Origin of the sequence: Paenisporosarcina sp. TG-14 (genome assembly GCF_000297555.1) — a bacterium.
In the GTDB taxonomy this organism is placed as follows: Bacteria; Bacillota; Bacilli; order Bacillales_A; family Planococcaceae; genus Paenisporosarcina; species Paenisporosarcina antarctica.
In genome coordinates, this window is sequence record NZ_AMGD01000028.1 from 39,419 (window position 1) to 58,964 (window position 19,546).

14 protein-coding genes and 1 pseudogene are annotated in these 19,546 nt (G+C 34.0%); 2 read left to right on the forward strand and 13 right to left on the reverse strand.

The window, feature by feature from the left end:
* Positions 1–35 precede the first annotated feature (35 nt).
* From C406_RS0109955 to C406_RS0109985, 6 genes are all read right to left on the reverse strand, one after another.
* Positions 36–1,526: a putative phage abortive infection protein gene (locus C406_RS0109955; RefSeq protein WP_017380471.1), complete on the reverse strand. Its 1,491-nt coding sequence runs from the start codon at positions 1,524–1,526 to the stop codon at positions 36–38.
* A gap of 688 nt (positions 1,527–2,214) precedes the next feature.
* Positions 2,215–2,775: a GNAT family N-acetyltransferase gene (locus tag C406_RS19895; protein WP_017380472.1), complete on the reverse strand. Its 561-nt coding sequence runs from the start codon at positions 2,773–2,775 to the stop codon at positions 2,215–2,217.
* Positions 2,776–2,973: 198 nt separating this feature from the next.
* Positions 2,974–4,500 carry an SIR2 family protein gene (locus tag C406_RS0109970; protein WP_017380473.1) on the reverse strand — a complete coding sequence of 509 codons (1,527 nt, stop codon included), beginning with the start codon at positions 4,498–4,500 and terminating at the stop codon, positions 2,974–2,976.
* Between the two features lie 635 nt (positions 4,501–5,135).
* A complete protein-coding gene (locus C406_RS0109975) occupies positions 5,136–7,007 on the reverse strand; it encodes a DUF2075 domain-containing protein (protein ID WP_017380474.1) in 1,872 nt (623 codons plus the stop codon).
* 253 nt (positions 7,008–7,260) lie between these two features.
* A complete protein-coding gene (locus tag C406_RS21250) occupies positions 7,261–8,418 on the reverse strand; it encodes a thermonuclease family protein (RefSeq protein ID WP_017380475.1) in 1,158 nt (385 codons plus the stop codon).
* Positions 8,415–9,494, reverse strand: coding sequence for a DUF4236 domain-containing protein (locus C406_RS0109985; RefSeq protein WP_017380476.1), 1,080 nt, complete (start codon positions 9,492–9,494; stop codon positions 8,415–8,417). The genes C406_RS21250 and C406_RS0109985 overlap by 4 nt, the downstream gene beginning before the upstream one ends.
* Positions 9,495–10,974: 1,480 nt before the next feature.
* On the opposite strand from C406_RS0109985, the gene C406_RS19900 reads away from it, so the two are divergent.
* Together C406_RS19900 and C406_RS0109995 are read left to right on the forward strand one after the other, a co-directional pair.
* On the forward strand, positions 10,975–11,742 hold the full coding sequence (locus tag C406_RS19900) for a DUF6710 family protein (protein WP_017380477.1): 768 nt from the start codon (positions 10,975–10,977) through the stop codon (positions 11,740–11,742).
* A gap of 167 nt (positions 11,743–11,909) precedes the next feature.
* Entirely contained in the window at positions 11,910–13,013 is a 1,104-nt protein-coding gene (locus C406_RS0109995) for an AI-2E family transporter (RefSeq protein WP_017380478.1), read from the forward strand.
* A 459-nt stretch (positions 13,014–13,472) separates the two neighbouring features.
* Here the strand turns inward: C406_RS0109995 and speB are convergent, their stop codons facing one another.
* From speB to C406_RS0110030, 7 genes and pseudogenes are all read right to left on the reverse strand, one after another.
* Positions 13,473–14,450: an agmatinase gene (gene speB / locus C406_RS0110000; RefSeq protein ID WP_017380479.1), complete on the reverse strand. Its 978-nt coding sequence runs from the start codon at positions 14,448–14,450 to the stop codon at positions 13,473–13,475.
* Positions 14,451–14,473: 23 nt separating this feature from the next.
* Positions 14,474–15,241 (reverse strand): ABC transporter permease, encoded by a 768-nt coding sequence (locus tag C406_RS0110005; protein WP_017380480.1) that lies wholly within the window; start codon positions 15,239–15,241, stop codon positions 14,474–14,476.
* A 1-nt stretch (position 15,242) separates the two neighbouring features.
* On the reverse strand, positions 15,243–16,142 hold the full coding sequence (locus tag C406_RS0110010) for an ABC transporter permease (RefSeq protein ID WP_017380481.1): 900 nt from the start codon (positions 16,140–16,142) through the stop codon (positions 15,243–15,245).
* Between the two features lie 28 nt (positions 16,143–16,170).
* On the reverse strand, positions 16,171–17,253 hold the full coding sequence (locus tag C406_RS0110015) for an ABC transporter substrate-binding protein (protein WP_017380482.1): 1,083 nt from the start codon (positions 17,251–17,253) through the stop codon (positions 16,171–16,173).
* A gap of 64 nt (positions 17,254–17,317) precedes the next feature.
* Entirely contained in the window at positions 17,318–18,535 is a 1,218-nt protein-coding gene (locus C406_RS0110020; RefSeq protein WP_237740538.1) for an ABC transporter ATP-binding protein, read from the reverse strand.
* 127 nt (positions 18,536–18,662) lie between these two features.
* Positions 18,663–18,930, reverse strand: a pseudogene (locus C406_RS19495) (DJ-1/PfpI family protein); the annotation flags it as partial.
* Positions 18,931–18,995: 65 nt separating this feature from the next.
* Complete coding sequence (locus tag C406_RS0110030; RefSeq protein WP_155966724.1) at positions 18,996–19,238, reverse strand: hypothetical protein; 243 nt, start codon at positions 19,236–19,238, stop codon at positions 18,996–18,998.
* Between the last annotated feature and the right edge of the window lie 308 nt (positions 19,239–19,546).

The following is a 19,546-nucleotide window of genomic DNA, read 5'->3' on the forward strand; positions in this document are numbered from 1 at the left end:
AATCTCGAGGTATTTTGTACCATGATTTAATTTTATCATTTATTAATCTTTCTGTCAACGCCATACAATAAAAAGTCTTCCCTATATACTCTAGAATTATAAGAAAATTCGTTTCTAAATTTCTCTAGAATAAAGGAATCTGCCCAATTTAAATCCGCCTCAATTTGCTCATCATATATCTTGGGTTGCTTCTTTTTATGAAATTCGCAAACTTTCATTCTAAATTTTAGATATTTAGTAGAATTTTTTTTGCGATAACTTTGATTTTTTTTTCTCATTGTTACACTTTTTTTATTTGTGGTAAATAGCTCATAAATTACATGGGCATCTTGATCGGATAAGAATTTCGCTTTGTTATGAAAATGTTGACTTCTTACTACCGTACGAGTACCTTTTAATCCTTTAAATTTAAAATCATCTATATCTCCAAAAAAATTAGAAGCAAGTAATTCTCTTCCCATACCCCGTCCTTTTTCTGTATAAAAAGCATTGTAATAAAGCAAAATTGCTACGGAGTTAGGAATTTGTGCTCTCAAAAGTCCAATTTGCATTTTGTATTCTTCTTCATCATCAAAAAAATACTGATTTATTAATTTAAGTGTACGATGAGTCGTTCTAAAAAAATGTCCTAATTTTTCATATTTTCCCTCGAAAAAATCATTACAAACCCTAAAGATATCATCGTAGTGTATTACATCTAAAGAATAGTTATGCTGAGAATTATGTATAATTAATTCTGTAATAATATTACGATTGTCTTTTAATATTGTATTTGAATAGAAAGAGTGTCTTTTCATATTTCGTCCTATCCAGTCATTATTAAGTTTGTATACTTTTTTCTCTTCTAAAATTTTATACCTAAGCGAAGGCTTACCCGACAATTGGTTCACAGTAACCCAAAGAGTTCTCATGTCTTTAATATAATGGCTTTTAATTAGTTTTTCTAACTCTCTTTGCTCAGTCTCTAAAACAGATCCTTTTTGGGGGTAATATAATTTATTTAGTGCTACAAGCATTGCTTTTTTATTTTTTTCTTCGTCTTTATTTAAATAATTGTGAACAAATCTAGCGCCATTATTAACTAGTATATCTACTTTAGTATTTGTTGAAGACAATTTAGATTCTAACTCTTCTAGTAACTTCTCACTCTCTGAAATTAATTTGTGATCGCTAATTATATCGTTAGTAAATTTCATTAGATCTAAAATACTTTGACGTTTAGCACTTTTTTCACCGTTAGATATATTATAGGTAGCCATTATGACCGAAACCGCTGTTATAAAGCTTGCAATTAATGGCATCGTGATTCTTATAATATCGTCAGTTCTACTACTATCCTCTCCAAGTGTAGGCGTGAAATTAAACCATGCCATCATTGCATAAGCTAAACCTCCACCTATCAATGCTCCTGATCCTATTAAAATAATCAAAATATTTTTAGATACTACTTTCTGCCTTGACTTTATAATTGCTATTAAAAAAATTGTTAACAATATCATAGGAATTAATAATAATTCATTACTCACGTATATAGTCATCCTCCTTAGATTCACTTAATTATATTTGAGGATCACATTTTATTCATCAACCTTTATTATTTTGAAATATCATTAGAATTCGAAAAAATTTGTTGCTATTAAATTTTCATGAAGAATTTTAACGTTAAAATAATCTCCAGTAGTTTTCGTTTGGCTGTTTAAGATGATATAACCATTTGATACATGAAAGCTTGTTTTTGCAGTGCTAATTCTGAAACTTTACGCGTAACTGGCCTCTAATGTCTTTCATAATTTTACCACAGAGACTTCCCCCCATGGTCATAATTTTTTTTATGTTTTCCCATTAAAGGAGTTTAAAGAAGCATATGCTCGGTGGAAAACTAGAGAGCTTATGGCAGTCAAAGCAATGAAGGAAATCGGAGTAAAAAACGACTTTTTATAAGTTAGTAAGAGAATATGAAGAGACATTTTTTTAACTATATATATAAGAAACTCATTTCATCTAGGGGATATCCAAAGAGTACCACCTTTTAATCGCGGGAATACTCTCAGAAAATTTTCATCAACTATTTTTATGATTCACCCTCAATGTTTTATCTAAAACATGGTTCACAAAAACCTAAGTCGACTATATATTCTACAAACTTGCCGCACTTTGCACATTGTACATTCTCCATAACTTTCTCCTCCTTTTATGAAATTAAAAAACATTCGATCAATCAAAATTATTCAACCAAATTAAATCCCCAATTTTGTACGTGTTGGCTCTATCATGCAAATTAATTTGAAAGCCATGTTTTTCATAGAAGTGAACAAGCCTTTCAATATGATTTTTATCTACTCCAGAAATCCACCCAGTAATCTCTCTTACATTTCTTTTCACAGCTAACTCTATCAATCTGCCAAGCAAGATGCTTCCATAGCCGTCATTTACAAATTGTTCTTTAATGTCTATATCAGCTAACTCTATTTTTGTAAACTCGTATATAAAGAATGCTTTCAAATTAGGTTCTGGATGAAGTACTCCCTTTTTTGTAATGATTCGTAGTTTCAAAATTATATCTTCTTCTTCTTCTTCACTTAATGTATCCTCATAAAAGTGTCTATATAAAAGGATTGCAAGCTCTTCTCTATGAAAAATATCCAACACTTTAAAGCCTGCATCATTTATTGACATTGTTTGAAATTTAACCTCGTGTTCAATGTCTCTCTTTTTCTGCAATGGAATAACATTTGGCAACTTGGGCTGTTTAAATAATATATCTAAAAAATCCATGAAACATCCTCTCCATTCTCACAAATAGGTTACTATATTACATATGTGAGACAATTACTTTATTCATTCAAAGTGCTCGCAAGTCACATACTAGTTTTATCAATCACCAATTAATCTTAGACACTGAAAGCCCCCACAACACCTATTCTATCTATAACGAATCGGGAGGACATTCACAGAAGTCGGGATACCACGTACTTACCTCACTAGCTGCTTTTTAATATGTATTGTTCCATACTTTTTATAATCATAGACACATAGTATTTTTTTATAATCGGTATGTTTCTTATCGGTATGACTTTTCAAATAAGACTCCAAATCATTCAATTCGATTCTGTTTCTTAATGCTCCCTGAACTATTGCATAAACTTTTTTCGATTGGGATATTGTGTAATCATCTAGTATTTCTTGAATACTATTACAATTTCCAGCAAGATCGATAGATTCTTCTAAAACTTTAATCTTTCTTAGTTGGATATTTTTCAATTTTTCGAAATTTGATAATCCCGACTGTATTTCAGAGAATCCAAATATAGGGAAAAATTGCCCTGATTGTATCCTATGTTTTTCGATTAGTTTTAAAAGTTGATGGTTTGCTTCAGTTATAATACTGAAATAATTAATCATCATTTCTTGAGCATTTTGATATTCATATTTAATCGTCTTTTGAGATCCAATTGCTAAAATTTTATCTTCATTTTTTAGCCCTTCAATATCTTCAGTTATGGATACTTTTATATTTCCACCGGCATATATATCTTTAACAATATTTTGTACTTTTCGAATGTCCATCGCAGATACAGGTAGACTAAGGTTTCCCAGATGTTCATAAATTTCCTTATAATTATCAGTTTTGATCTTATTAATTCGAATTGTCGCCATTCCATCAATATCTATATCATGTTCAACTACTTCTTCGTTAAGTGATCCCTTGTCATATTCAACTAATAAAAAATTCTTTCTAATCTTTTCAGCAACATCCGTAGATATATCTACGTATGTGAAAATTGTTTTTAATATACTCTTAATATTCTTATCACCTAAATTATATCCTATAAATATTATTGGATTATGAATAAACAAAGAAAGTAATTGAGCTCTTATTAATTCATATTTTTCTTCAAATACCTGATAGTCTTTTTCTGTAATTATTATTTTCGAGGAATCTTCTACACATCCATGAATTTTATAAACTGACCCATAAGGATTGCTTAATAAAATCTCATTGCCTATTAGTGGCTTAAATTCAAATATATCTTCAATAAATGTATCGTAATTTGTTGTTACTATCGAGCCAATATTCTTTCGTACTTTTTTTAAACCATTTATTTCTTCTTTCATCTCTTCTTTTAGACGATTTCTTTGCAAAAGCTTAACTATATATAGCCTAAAACGACTAATAGTTATACCTTTACTCATATTTTCATAGAATTGATCATTGATTTCTATAAATTTACCATTCCGATCTTGCTGAACAATAAAATTGAAGTGTTTTTCTAATTCAGTAGCTATTTTTGGAAAATCAAAATCTTTATTATTACCATCAATTTTATGTGCATACTTTAAGTCTAAATAATATTCATCATTTCCCGATATTTCGCGTGATATATAAGCTAATAATCCATCCCAAGTAAAAGAATTATTTAAATATCTTAAACTAACCCCAGTGCCCACAAAAAGTACTGGATGGTTTTTAAAATTACTAATAAAGTCTGCTATATTCATATATTATTAATCTCCTAAAGTTTATTTATAAATAATCTCTTTTTATATAAAAGACCCAGAATCTTGTGTATCACCACAAAACAATAACTCCACCCTTTCCCTTATAATTTATATAAAGAAAAACAAAAATGGAACACATTGGTATTATATACTATTCATAAAATTAAGACAATTAAAGAAAAAAAGATATCTTAGATACATTTCTAAATGTAAGAAAAGCTGCCTGTCTCCTTTGTTTGTATAAGTTCAACAAAAAAACGTTAATCCTTCATGGATCAACTTTCCCCTTACTTTTTAGTTAAAGGTTTACTAAAAACTTATTTACCCGTCTTTCTCGAGCATTCGTAACAGGTCCCTATCCTCACTAACCAATTTTAACGGACTCAGTTGACTAGAAGCCCATATCGACACAGTAAGAATGGTTAAGAAATTCCCCTATTGTCGTAATATATTTAACCAAAACGAGAGGTTATTTTACGTGCTAAGAATTAGTCGTAATGCAATAATTTTTGTATGCCAATATGTTCTTCGAATGCCTTCAATTCCAGCATTCGAATTAGAAAGAACTTAACCAATTCAATTGAGCAACATTTTCTTATTTAATGTACGAAGCTGTACTATTCACCGCTAAATCACTACAAAAGAACATAAGTTGCAATTTTCCCTTTAATATATTTCCTCAATTCATCATCCACACAATACACATAACAACCCTTCATCCCACGGGTCATCAAGGTCTTATATGTATTTCTCACCAGCTGATCAAGAGGATCAATTTCATATTTCTTCTTAGGTTTGGCGGGTCTTGCACCTTTATCTTTAAAATTCTCTCGCTTTACTTCGATTGCATTTGTTTCGGGATTAAAAGATAAATCGTTTCCGATTATGACCCCAACGTATTCCATTTCAAGACCTTGTACGGTATGAATGCAGCCAATTTGAAGCGAGCATTCTGGATGGATTGCCCAGTCAATTCGATTAGGATCATTCCAAGGCATAGCAAAGCCATATTTTTCAATGACTACGTCTTTTGATAATTGTCCCTTTTCGGTTTTTGTGATCCAGTCCCAAGCATATCCTGCTAGCAGTCTTCCATTCTTTTCATGTACAACTTTTTCGACGAGTTCATGAGGAGAATCTACTAGTTGAAAATCGAAATCCCCTTCAAGAAGAATACCTTGTTGTTGTTCATATAGAAGATCATCTAACCAATCAAGATAATTACCTGAGCCTGCACATCGAAATTGTGAATCTAGTTCGACTTCATGAACGTTGGAATTTTGCTTTTGTGCTTCTTCTTTAAGTAATTCGAAACGACCAATGTCCTTATTTGAAATAACTTGTTCATCGTCAATAAAAAAAACACTTACTCTACTTGCACGGATAATTTGAGTAGCCTGGTTTTCACCTTCTATTTTCCTCTTCATATGGCCCTGGTTTTTTAGACGATGTGCTTCATCGCATACTAAAACATTAAAATAATTGTTTGGTGTTTCGACATACGAAGCTGACCCCTTAAATAAGCTTCTTATTTCGACAAACTCGCTAGTCCCGATTAGTTTTTTTCGAAGGATTTCACGGAAGGCTTGATTTGGCGTTATGTATTCAATCGTTGCGTTTTCTCCTAATAGAAAATTCATTAAATTTAATCCAATTACCGATTTGCCTGTTCCAGGTCCTCCTTTTATAAGAATGGTATGTTTTTCATCCGATGCTAAATCTAAGCCCCTATATATCGATAACACCTTTTCATAAGCTACCTTTTGCTCGTCCAGTAATATGAATTCTTCGTTACCTTCAAATAAAGAATTCACTGCTTCTACTAATTTCTTGGAAGGTTTAATTTTACCTTCTTCTATTTTCTTCGCAATTTCCGTACCTTTCCCTTCAGATACAGCTTCTTTAATCATCTTCATTAATAATTGATCATCAAATTGAAAATAGATTGGTGATTGTTCTACGTATGATGCGTATCGTTGATTCAGTAGAGGTTCTTCTGCTCGATTTCTACTAGGAATATAATTATGCAAATAAGCACATGACGTTAAGTTAATAGAAGAATCTTGATAAAGAGCCTCATTAAAATTTTCTAAATAACGCTTATAAGAAAGGGATTGATAAGAAGGGTGGACTGTTTCACGAACTCTTTTCCCCAAAAACGTCTTAACGATCCCGTCCCCTTCTGCAATTTTTGATTGTTGCCACTGTTTTAATTCCACAATAACTGCATTTTGCTTCCCATTATTGTCTTCACCTGTAATGAGAAAATCAATGCGCTTCTCAGTAGATGGCAATTTATATTCTAATAGCACATGTGTATCTTCTTTTAACTCCGCATCTCTTAATATCTTTGCCATCTGCGGTAGCGAGTTAGTCCATGATAAAAGCTCACTAGGAGAAACTGATCGATTCATTTTTTCTTGGATATTAGTGAGCAATACATTCCCTATACTTCTCTCAAGTACATGATCGATAAATTTGGAAGACGTTTCATTGTAAATTATCATTGAATTCCCCTCAATCTTGCTATAGTTAATTTTCCGAATAATGGATAAGTTTATTTTAGCACCTCTCAATGAAAATTTTGGGTTTTTTGTATTATTACTTAGAAGACGTGAAAATATATTAATGTAGGATTTGCAAACAGCAGTTCAGCCTGAGAAGCAACAGAAGTAACAACTAAAGGAGGATATTTTTACTTTACGCATTATTTTCAAAAAAAGAAGACCCCTTCTTTTAGAAGAGGTGAAAACTATGAAGCTAAGCTTCACAGGCAAAATTATCTTTATCTCTATCCATCTTAGGTTGGTATGCAGGATGATCTGACGCTACACCGTTTGGATATACTTTTCGCAATTCAGTACAGTTTTGGAAAAACTCTTGCTCCTGTTTAGCTGGAGGAGTTGATACTTTTGGTGTTTCCTGTACTTCTTTGGGTTTTTCTGCAACAGCTTCGTCACTTACAAAGCCATCTTCAGTTGCATAATCTTCAATTGACCAAATTCCGCGACCAGCATCTTTCGCTTCCTTTTCAGCTGCTTTATAGACATCTAAGTGCCTAGTGCTTGGAGGGAAGATATAGGCGACTCTCGCAAAGCCTTCACGCACTAAAGTTTCTTGTACTGATACACCGTCTACATACACATAAGCAAGTAATCTATCATAACGGTCAGTTCGTTCGCCAATATCAAATTCGATTGCAAGTTTACCTGAGTTAATGAGCTCTTTATTTCGATTAGAAGCTTCAGGTCCGAAAGGTTGAATACCCATTTGAGGATGCTTTGTTTCTGGAGTGTCAATTAATAGATAACGAACTGATAGATTTTTTCCCTCGTAATTAACAACTGCAGTATCACCATCAACAGTCCTAACAAGTGTTACTGGAATTAGATCCGTGGTGGAGCTAGTTTTTAAAGCTTCTTGTTCTTTAGCTTTAGCTAGTTCCTCCTCTTTGGCTTTAACTAATTCCTCTTTTTTAGCATTAGCTAGCTCCTCCTCTTTAGCTTTAGCTAATTCCTCTTCTTTAGCTTTGGCTAGCTCCTCCTCTTTGGCTATGGATTCTACCTTTTCTTTTTCCTTTTCCTCTTCTGCTAAACGCTCAGTTTCTTCTTTTTCCGTTTGTTTTGCAACTTTCTCTTTATCGGTATCTTTCTCTTCAGTAGCAACTTCTGCTACGTCTGACTCTGTAGTAGTGTCTTCAATAATTGGTTCGTTTACAATCATAATACAACCAGTTAATGCCATAACCATACCTATTGATAAAATGGCTGCAGGTTTACGAGACTGGGCATGAAGCTTTTTATTTATCTTCCATTCATATACAGCCCACATCGCGATTCCTATACCTATAGTAAAGAGTGGGAACCGGAATAAGAGAATTAATAGAATTATTGCTCCAATTATTGCAAATAATTTCATAGCAATTGCACCTCCTCAATTAGTTTGAAGCCTTTTGTTTTTAAAAACTTCATATTGTGGTCAAATTGTTCAATCATTTCCGAACAGTCGATTGACTCCCAATTTATATCTTCCAAATCAGCACGATTAACTTTTATTGAAAGAATACACCCATATTCAGGAGGTGCTACGGCTTGACTATATCCATATGTGTGAACAATAACTGTTTGCATCGGAAGGAGAGAAAAGAATTCTCTAGCAATTCGTAACATTCCACTTGATACAAAATCTTGATAAAGCAGAAGGTATTTTCCTTTGGCCATTTTCTTTTCAGATAACTTACCAGTAGCGGTAAGGCTAAGTGTTTTTTCAGGAACTGTATCGTTTGACTCGATTTCTAGTCGTGCAATAACTGTACCTGGATGCGGGAATGTATAGGAGACTTTTCCTTGAAGATCTTCAATGTCATCGAAGGGACGGTAATTCTTTAAAATCTGTTCAAATTCAGCTAAATCATTAGCTAAAATCTTTTGCGTTTGCTCAATACTTAGATTCCAGTCACTCAATATTTTTTTGTCTTCTACTTCAGCGTCAACCAACAACTGTTGTAAAGAGAATTTTCTTTGCTCCACACGATTAAAAAAACGATCTCGTAAACTAGGTTTGAATTGATTTAATATTTTATTTGCTAACATGTAGGACGGACCATCTTCACGTGATTCAAACGGTGGAGGACATGCTGCTCTTTCCTCCCAATCAATTATAGATGAAGGTTCAAGATGCATTGTAGTAAGCATTTCAACATGAGCATTGTATTGTTCTACTGATAATCTTGCTTTATTAGTGGCGGTTGCTTTCCCTTGTTTATCTTGGATTCGATCATATTGGGTACGTTGTGGTCTCTTTGATTTCGAGCTTGAAATGCGATGCGAACTGGATACCCCTGATCCTGGAATACCTACAGATACATTTGTTCCTCTTGAACTAGTACTTACTCGAGCACCTCTAACACCTGCTGAAAACCCAACACCTTTTTTTCCTACATTCATACGAACTCCTGGTGCGATCTTAATACTTTTTCTGAATTTAATGGCCACTATAGAAACTCCCCTCAGTTTAATTTATTGCACCCTATCTCCATCAATTTCAGCGGACGAATGCTTGTAACCTTTTTATATAGATTTACTTGATCTTTATTACATTTTACCTATAGATACTAATATGGTGGTGTTTGGTGGGGGTGGAGCTACTGAATAGCTTTTATGCTTTAAAAAACTATCACTATTGGTTGAAAAATATCTATTATAGCTATAAATGTAAGTAAGATCCTAAGGTGTAATTTATAATAATTCCAATTATTCCGATATAGCCTTTAAGGCTTACATTCTACATCACTATGTGAATTCCCTTTTATTTCTTTTTATTCTATGAAATACCTCTTTTCTTAAAGTTATGATTGGCATGATCTTCTTTAATTTCTAGCGCCTAACTTGTATCCATTTCTCTCGAATTCTCTATACCTCCCCCGTGTACAATTTTGCGCGGAGGTAACTCTTTCAACTACTGTATATCCTTTGTAGATAACATCCACACAGCAGGACAATATACTCTATATCCAATCCATTGATATACTACTGTTCCAGTTATCAGACCGACCTTCGCTTTGACTTTACAGTTATTTAGTTCAGACAATCTCCCCTATTGTCGTAATATATTTAACCAACACGAAGATATATTAATGTAGGTTCATTTTATGAATCACACCCAAAAATTAATGACAACTCAATAATCTATACAAAAAAAATCCAAAACCATAATGGTTATTGAATTCTTGAAGTATTATATGCAATTGCATTTTATAATCAAAAAGTTTCGTACACAGAAACGCAACCGTCCGTGAATTGGGAAACTATTTTCACTTTATTTAAAAATAAACGGGAGTGAATTGGAGGAGCGAAGTAAAATAATGGGAGCTTCATTCAGAATTAGAGATAGTTATTAATTCACAGTTTGAAGAAACAGGAGACTCATCAAGTGCAGTAAAAAAAGAGGGCTAGTAATTATCAAGACGGAATCAATTTTTTTCCCAGGCACTTATGCACCCCAAACGACGGCGTTACCAAAATGAAACAATCAAGCATGATAACTAACATATGGAAGCAGAACCTGGAAAAAACAACTGACTTTTTATTTAAAAGTGGATATTGTGACTGTTTACAATATACCTATTAGTTTAAGCAATAAAACTATTACAAGAATTGAAATAACAATACTTAGAATGGATTTCAAGGATATCCCTCCTTTTGAAAGATTGTACCACAGATAGATACTATCACTAAAAGTGTTTTGTAAGAAACTTATTTCAAATTTATAAGCTAGGGTAATGAGTGGTAATGCACAGTCCGTCCATACTGCTATGTGTCTTGTATTTAATAGTAGAACTTCTGACCCTTCCCAAGATCTATCTGTAATACAACCAATTAATTTTAGTTTAGACAATCCCAATTTAGAAAATATCGAGGAATTTACAACCAGTTAACTTCATATGTTTACTTTACATATGAAGGAGGCAGTAATTTGTTCATATTTAAGAATAAACAGTCTAAACGCATCAAACAATCCTCAGTCAAAATGCATAAATCATCCACTAATCTAGAAATTAAAAACAACTTCGATAGTATTATGAGATTTTCTAGATCAGTTTTGGACCAGGCAAAGGATTTTAAGAAGAGTAAAGAAAGATTAATAGAAGAGAATGAACATCCTTTAATTGATGTTGTTAGATTAATCGGCAGGCAACTGCAATCTAAATATTTAACTACTCTTTTATACCAAAGAGATGAAGCACTAATACCTAATTTGTCTTCCAAAGAAGTGCTTTTCGATCCATCAGCCTCGATTTCAAAGGATGGTACTAATTTTGTGGATGTAATGAGTGAACTAAAAACGGAAAAAGTAATTTCATTAAATCGAGACCTAGTATTGCCTTGTTCATGGAAAAAATCAAGATTGGTTACTTGTATTGCTCAAATTGGGGAAGGAAGAAAAAGTGGGGAATGGCGTCAAGATCACAATAATCACTACGTAAATTTATGGTTGCCTATGGGGGTTGCATGGGTTGGTGGTGGAAATCATTCAATATCGACTGGAATAATTCAAGGTAAAGGCCATATTATTCCAGAAAATGTGTATGATATTAGTAATGTGTATGAGTATGAGTATTGTGATGGTGTTAATTATTATCGGAAAGAAGATGGCAGTAAAATCTCTCCTGTCATGAATGCTGAGTTTGCGGCTATTTTTGAAATAGGTCGTATGATGACTGAGAATTCGATAAGTTATTAGAAAATTGACTCTAAATTTGAATTCTATAAGATAAATATTAATAGTTAGCTGCATTTAAACTGCGGCCCCCTAAAAATATCCTTAGGCAAACCACTAAAAGGTGATATAATTTGGAAGTCCTAATATGTAATTAATTTCAACTAATCCAGTTAGATAGAGGTGTTTTTATGTTTTTAACATTTTATAAAAACCATTACAAAAAGTTCATTAACATATTATTAATGATCGCAACCTTTTATTTCATATTATTAGGTTCAGAGTTTTTACTCAAAATTGCAGCACCGATATTTATTGGTTTAATCATTTATTCAATCACTGAACCTCTGGCTTTGTTCCTTAATAGAAAGGGCTTAAATAAAGGAATAGCAACTACACTATCCTTCTCTCTATTTATAATCGTCATACTTGGTATCTTTACAACAATTGGAGCTATTTTCTTTACACAAATGCAACAATTATCACAGTCCATCCCTCAATATGCTGCATCATTTGAGAATTTTATTGTCAACCAAACAGATTTTATTCAAGGGAATATTAATAATATCCCTCCAGAAGCTTTAGAAAAAACAAAAGAATACACAACCACTGCAATAGCAAAAATCTCGACACTACTTTCAGGGTTCTTACTAGGTCTATTAGCAACACTTTCTTCTAGTATTACAATCATAGCTAACTTAACCCTGGGGTTCTTTTTTGCTTTCTTTTTGAGTTTAGATATTAAAATTTGGAAGAAATTCTATAATACCTATGCTCCTCAAGGTGTAAAAACTTCTTTTTCATTTTTAAAAGAGAATGTGTTAAAAGGCATTTCAGGATACATGAAAGCTCAGTTAAAACTAATCGGAGTTACCTTTATCGTTGTCTTAATCGTACTTCTTATCCTTCGTGTAGAGAATGCATTAACGATTGCCATATTAGCCGGTATTTTTGATGTTTTACCACTATTGGGTGTCTCCACTTTATTCATCCCTTGGATTATTTATTTATTCATTACTGAAAATATCTTTCTAGCTGTATGGTTAATTGCATTACTTGTCGTTGTATTAGGAACAAGACAAGTACTAGAGCCAAAAATAATAGGAGACTCTTTAGGTGTCTCAGCTTCTGTTATGCTAGCTGCACTCATTATAAGTATCAACATCTTAGGGTTTATAGGTCTATTAATATCCCCAATTATTATCATTTTAATTAAAGCTTTAGCGGAACAGGGTTATCTAAAAGTATGGTTGGACTTAAAGCCAGCTGAGAAAGAAGTTCATACTTTGAAATAGATTCTGGAATAGTACTAAGTTTTTGCAACTCCCCCCTTCATCAATCCAACTGATGAAGGAGGTTTTCAATTGAATTTTTCATTATATCAATTTTTTTCATATTATTTCCTGCGATTTTTCAATATTTTTTAGAAACAAAAAAACTCAGCAAAATACTGAGTTCTGAAAATCGCATATCTTCTCCATATTTTTTGTTCCATGTAATACAGAAAATTTAAGTACTGACAATGTTCATATTAATGGATTTCTTTCGCTTTTGCCACTCTTCGTTTGTCAGGAATTGATTGTCTAAATAGAATTCCTCAAACATGTATTGAAAATTACCTGTGTTAAATTCATAGTATTAACTCCTTTTTAATACTCATAAAATGCTTCATATTCCTTAATTTTTTCTGTCCAGGGACTGCTTAATTATATTTAACTCTCACTACAAAAACCTACGTCTAATGAATCATCTACTTACTTAGCTAGTTCTGTTACTGATGCACGTTTAGCTACCGCTTGAAAGCAAACAAATTCATACGCTATATTTGCTGCTAATAAGGATGTGATTTGGCTAACGTCATGTGATGGCGAAACTTCAACAACATCGAAGCCAACATAATTAATACCCGTTAACTTTCTCATATAGGTTAGCCCCTCTGCACTTGTGAATCCCCCAACTTCAGGAGTGCCTGTTCCGGGAGCCACAGAAGGATCAAAGAAATCGATATCAAACGTAAAGAAAACTGGTCTATCTCCAACTCTTGCTTTTATACGTTGAGCTAGTTCGCTAGCAGTCATTTCTCTCACTTGCTCTGCAGAAATTAAATCAAAGCCAAATCCTCTAGCTTCATCAAAATCATCTGGCTCATAAAGTGTGCCACGCATCCCAATTTGGATGGAGGTATGTGGATCAATAATATTTTCTTCCATTGCACGTCTAAATGGGGTTCCGTGTGTATACTTTTTCCCCCAATAATTATCCCACGTGTCACCGTGTGCATCAAACTGAATAAGACTAAGTGGACCGTGAACTTTTGCTAATCCTCGTAGTTCAGCTAGCGTATTAGAATGATCTCCACCTAAACCAATTGGTACAACATTTGCCTGGGCTATCTTCGTATATGCCTTCTCGATAATTTCATACGTATCTTCATGGTATCCTGGAAGTAGTGGAAGGTCACCATAATCCGTCACAGATAAATACCGAAACGGATGGATTTTATGATATCCGTTTGCAGGTCTTAAAAAACCGGAAATTTCCCGAATTGCGGATGGCCCAAAACGCGAACCACTTCGATAGCTTGATAAGGTATCAAACGGTAAACCAACAACAGTTACATCCACGCCCTCTAGATCATTTGTATGAGGGAATTTCATAAACGTACTAATCCCGGTAAAACGTGGAGCCTTCCCTGACGTATCTGGTCCATATTTAATCTCATCTTGTCCCATATAAAGCCTCCTACTAAAATTTTTTAAATCCCTCTTTGACGAAGCCTTAATAACTTTTGACTAATAAAAAGGACAATCGTTGCTGTAATTAATAATGTCGAAGCCGCTGCAATGGTTGGGTCAATTTGACTCCGCATTTGCTCCCACATCACTTTCGGTAAGGTAGGATTCTGAGATCCTCCTATAAAAATAGTGACAACAATTTCGTCTAGTGACGTAATAAATGCAAATAATGCACTTGAATAGACCGCGGGTTTAATAATGGGTAGCGTTATTTTGAAAAATGCACCAATTGGCGTCGATCCTAAGTTCATCGCGGCAAGCTCCAGATCACGATCAAAGCCTTTTAAACTAGCTAAAACAGTTACAAACACAATTGGAAGTGCTAGTAAAGAATGGGCCATAACAAGCCCTAGTGTTGAACCAACAAGCTGAATATCGGAATAGAGTCGATACAAAGCAATACCTACTACAATGAGTGGAACGACAATTGGTAACACCATTACGCCCATGAAAATTTGTTTTCCTTTAAAATCCAATCTTGAGACAGCAAGTGCAGCCATTGTTCCTAATACACACGCAAGAATCGATGTCATAAATGCTACTTCTAGACTTTTAAATAAAGAGCTTGTCCATTGACCATTGGTAAAGAAATTCTCAAACCATCGTAAGGAAAATTCCTTTGGCGGAAATACAAAAAATGGTGATGAGCCAAATGCCAATGGGATAATGATTAAAATAGGCGCAATCATCAGAATTAAAATAATAGTAACGACCACATATAACCACATATCAATTCTCCCCTCCCAAAACAGAACTATTTCGGGTCAGGAACGCTAATATTGCTAAAAAGACAACTGTAAAAACGAGTAATATAATAGCAATTGCAGCAGCAAAGTTCCAGTTTAAAACAATGTTTACCTGATCATGAATTAATTGTGAAATCATTAAATTCTGAGTTCCACCTAACAGTGCTGGGGTAATAAAATACCCGATTCCTAGTACGAACACAATTAACGATCCCGATAAAACACCTGGTAAAGAAAGAGGTACAAAGATTTGAATGAAGGCCTTCCATGGTTTGGCTCCCAAACCTTTTGCAGCCTGCATGAAGCTTCTATCAATACTAACCATTACGGAGTATAAGCTTAAAATCATGTATGGAAGCAAAATATGAGTCATTCCGACAACCACACCTGTTGTGTTATAAAGAAGTTTAATTGGTTCATCAATAATTCCAAGCGTCATTAAAAATTGATTAATTACTCCATTTGATCGCAATAGGATCATCCACGTGAATGTCCGGACCAGTAAACTGATCCAGAACGAAACGAGGATAATACCAAATATCGCATCTCGCCAATTCTCGTTTTCCATTTTAGCTAAAGCATACGCAACTGGATAACCGAGCAACAAGCAGAAAAACGTTACAAGTAAAGCCGTTTTAAACGTAATCCACAAGACTTGCATATACACAGCTTTACTGAAGAAAGCAGCGAGATATTCCAGCGTAAAGCCGTTGTCCCCCATTATGCTTAACTTCAATAACCCTACTAGTGATATTCCTAGAAGAATTAAAACATATGCTGCAGGAATTATGAGAAGTGTCCACTTTAATCCGGGTATTCTAGGTAACTTTCTACTTATCTGTTTTACTGGAGGAATAGCCACCCTTTCCTGAGGAAGACTCATATCATCACATCCCTTTTTTATCCTTAAACTATTCTAATAACCATTCTTGGAAACGAGTATTTACATCATCAAAGTTTTCAACCCACCACTCTAAGTCAACAATAACTTGAGATTCACGATTTTTCCCGGTCTGACCAAGTTCTCCAACCGTTTCATCATCCAGTAACTCTAACGCATTTAAATTAGCTGGGGAGTAAGGAATTAGTTTTGAAAATTCAGCTTGCTGTTCTTTCGCTACAGCAAAATTAATAAACTCCATTGCTAATTCTTTATTACTTGTACCCTTTGGCACTACCCATGAATCTGCCATTAGAATAGCACTATTATATTCCACATTTATAGGTGCACCTTCTTGTTTAGCGGCCAAAACTCGACCATTCCAAGCTCCTGCAAGACCTACTTCACCACTTGCAAGTAATTGTGGCGGCTGTGCACCAGTATTCCACCAAACAGTTATATCTTCCTTAATTTTATCTAGACTTGCAAGTGCCCGCTCAACATCTAGCGGATACAATTCTTCCGGATTTACACCATCTGCAAGCAATGCCGCTTCAAACGTTCCTGTCGGATACTTCCATAACGAGCGAGCTCCTGGGAATGTTTCTGTATCCCAAAACTCCTGCCAGTTTTTAGGTTGGCTTCCATCTGGAAATGCATCTGTATTATAAGAGATTGCTACCGAGAAAAGTTCTGCTCCAACCCCATGTTCATGAATAAGTTCTTCCATAACACCTGTTTCGTCAATAACATCGTAATCAAGAGGTTCTAAAAGCCCTTCATTTGCACCACGAATTACAAAATCACTATCAACATTTACAACATCCCATTCAACGTTACCACTTTCAACCATTGCCTTAAATTTCCCATAGTCAGTTGGGGATTCAATAATAATTTCGACATTGTTTGCTTTTTCAAAAGGTTCAAAAACTGCCTTTGCATGGGCCTCTGTTATCGCGCCTCCCCAGTCAACAATAACTAGTTGATCGCTTCCTTCTGTTTTTGTCGGTGTATTACTACCTGAGTCTCCAGATCCTCCACTAGAAGAATTAGAGCTACACCCTGATATTACTAGAGTAAAAATTGAAAGGATGATAAATAACATCTTTTTCATTGCGTTTCCCCCTATCTTCTTCTATATAGACTTCAATTTCTGAAGTAACTATCATACTCAGACTTTATGGAATACTAGTTGTCATTACCACTTTTCTAATGGGTTCTTCTTTTACAGTTGCTTGTTCTTCTGTAATGTCTTGGTCATCACGTAAAACAATCGTTGCGTTGGTGGAATCCCAACCTATGTAAATCTCATTCTCGTTTTTAATTTCCCTAGCTAGGTAGGATGGGATTTTTATAAAGATATCCTTGTTAAATGGCGATGTGGTAGTAATATTCAACGCCTCACCTACATAAATGGATTCCTTTACTTTTACATTAAATTCAGTGTCAAATGTTCCTTTTTCTTTAGAAATCCTTATTTCCTCAGGTCTAATTGCAAGTAAAACATTCTGTTGGCTAACAAAATCTTTAGGATTTTCAAGGGCTACAGCGGAAACCATACCGTTTACAAGCCTAATATATGCCTTTCTATCAGTTATACTCTCGATCGTTCCATCAAAAAGATTAATCTCCCCAATAAACTCAGCTACAAATTGATTAGCCGGTCTACGATACAAACCTTCTGGAGTATCAACCTGCATTACCTTTCCTTCTTTCATTACACAAATTCTGTCTGACATCGTAAGTGCCTCTTCTTGATCATGTGTGACACTAATCGTAGTAATTCCAACGGCTCGTTGAATTCTCTTAATCTCAATTTGCATTGTTTGACGAAGCTTTTTATCAAGTGCACCCAAGGGCTCGTCCAAAAGGAGCAAAGGTGGATTAAATACAATTGCTCTAGCTAGAGCTACTCGTTGTTGCTGTCCCCCAGATAATTGTTTAGGATACCGATTTAAAAAGGAGGTTAGTTCCACGAGTTCTAAAATTTCATTTACTTTTTGTTTTATTTCAGTTTTTGATAATTTTCGAAGTTTAAGAGGGTAAGCAACATTTTCAAAAACTGTCATATGGGGAAACAATGCATAGTTTTGAAATAACATTCCTATATTGCGTAAATAAGGTTCTTCCGTTGAGATATCAATATCATTTAATTTGATAGACCCTTCGCTCAATGGTTCAAATCCAGCAATTAATTTTAAAAGCGATGTTTTACCAGATCCGCTTGGGCCCAAGATAGTTAAGAATTCCCCTTTTTCAACAACAAGATTTACATTGTTTACAGCTTTAAAATTATTTTTATAATATTTTGTCACGTCATTAATTACCATACTCGCACCAAATGCCATAGAATCTCCCCCGATACATAGTTGTCGAAAAAAAGTCTTATCAATCACTATATCCTCATAAGTAGAATATCTTATTATTTGATAATAGTTTAAATATTATGAAAAATTATATCTTTCATAATATTGTAATTCTTTTCTAAACTATTAGCATTTTACATAATGTAAAATTTAAGAGCTAAAAAATTCCTTCTTTGTCCAACTCTAAGTTATTCTTATTTTTATTTGCTAGAACTTCAATAAACTCTCTTGTATAATCAGATAAAATCGGCGGTCTTCTACTAGAGATGAGGTGGCCATCCACAACAACAGTTTCATCCAACCATGTTGCCCCTGCATTTTCTATATCATCCTTAATCCCAGGTGTACTTATTACGGTTTTTCCTTGTAAAATTTTTGCGGATTAATACCCAACCAGCATGACAAATTTGGCCTATGGCTTTTCTTGTTCATTTATTGTTAAGCTGATCTTCAGCTAATGGAAATTTAGATGTATCTCTCTTATGGATGTCTATCGCCCATTGAAAATGTTCAATCGCAACCATTGTCTATTGTCATATTCTAAATACGCATAACGATAATGGGCTTCCGGATTATCGCGGTCAATCTGAAGAATATTTTTGTATACATAAGTCGCTGCGTTAGAATCCCGATACTCTCCAGTCTTTGCGTATAAAGCATTTTCCATCAGTTCTTCTATAAAGCCAACCTTTTCTTCGTCACTCACCATGTTCAATTTGACTTTCAATCTCATCAATTCATTTCTCAACTGCTTTTCCTTTTGATCAGAGGAAAACTGTTAGGTGTTTCTTTCAGTTCTTTTAACTTTAGCTCCAATTCATTCACTCTTTCCAAACTAGACTGGGCAGGTTTTTTTCGATTAATCATTATCTCACCTCGAGATTTTTATTAATATGTAAGGATTAGCATCTGCTTTCACTATATGAATAGCCCATTTCAGTTAGTAACATTGGAAAAATTTTTTTGGAGTTGGACTAATGATTATAGTTAAAGATATTAAATGGTGGCCGAAATTGCATCCTTGGCCTCTTCTCTCCGTGG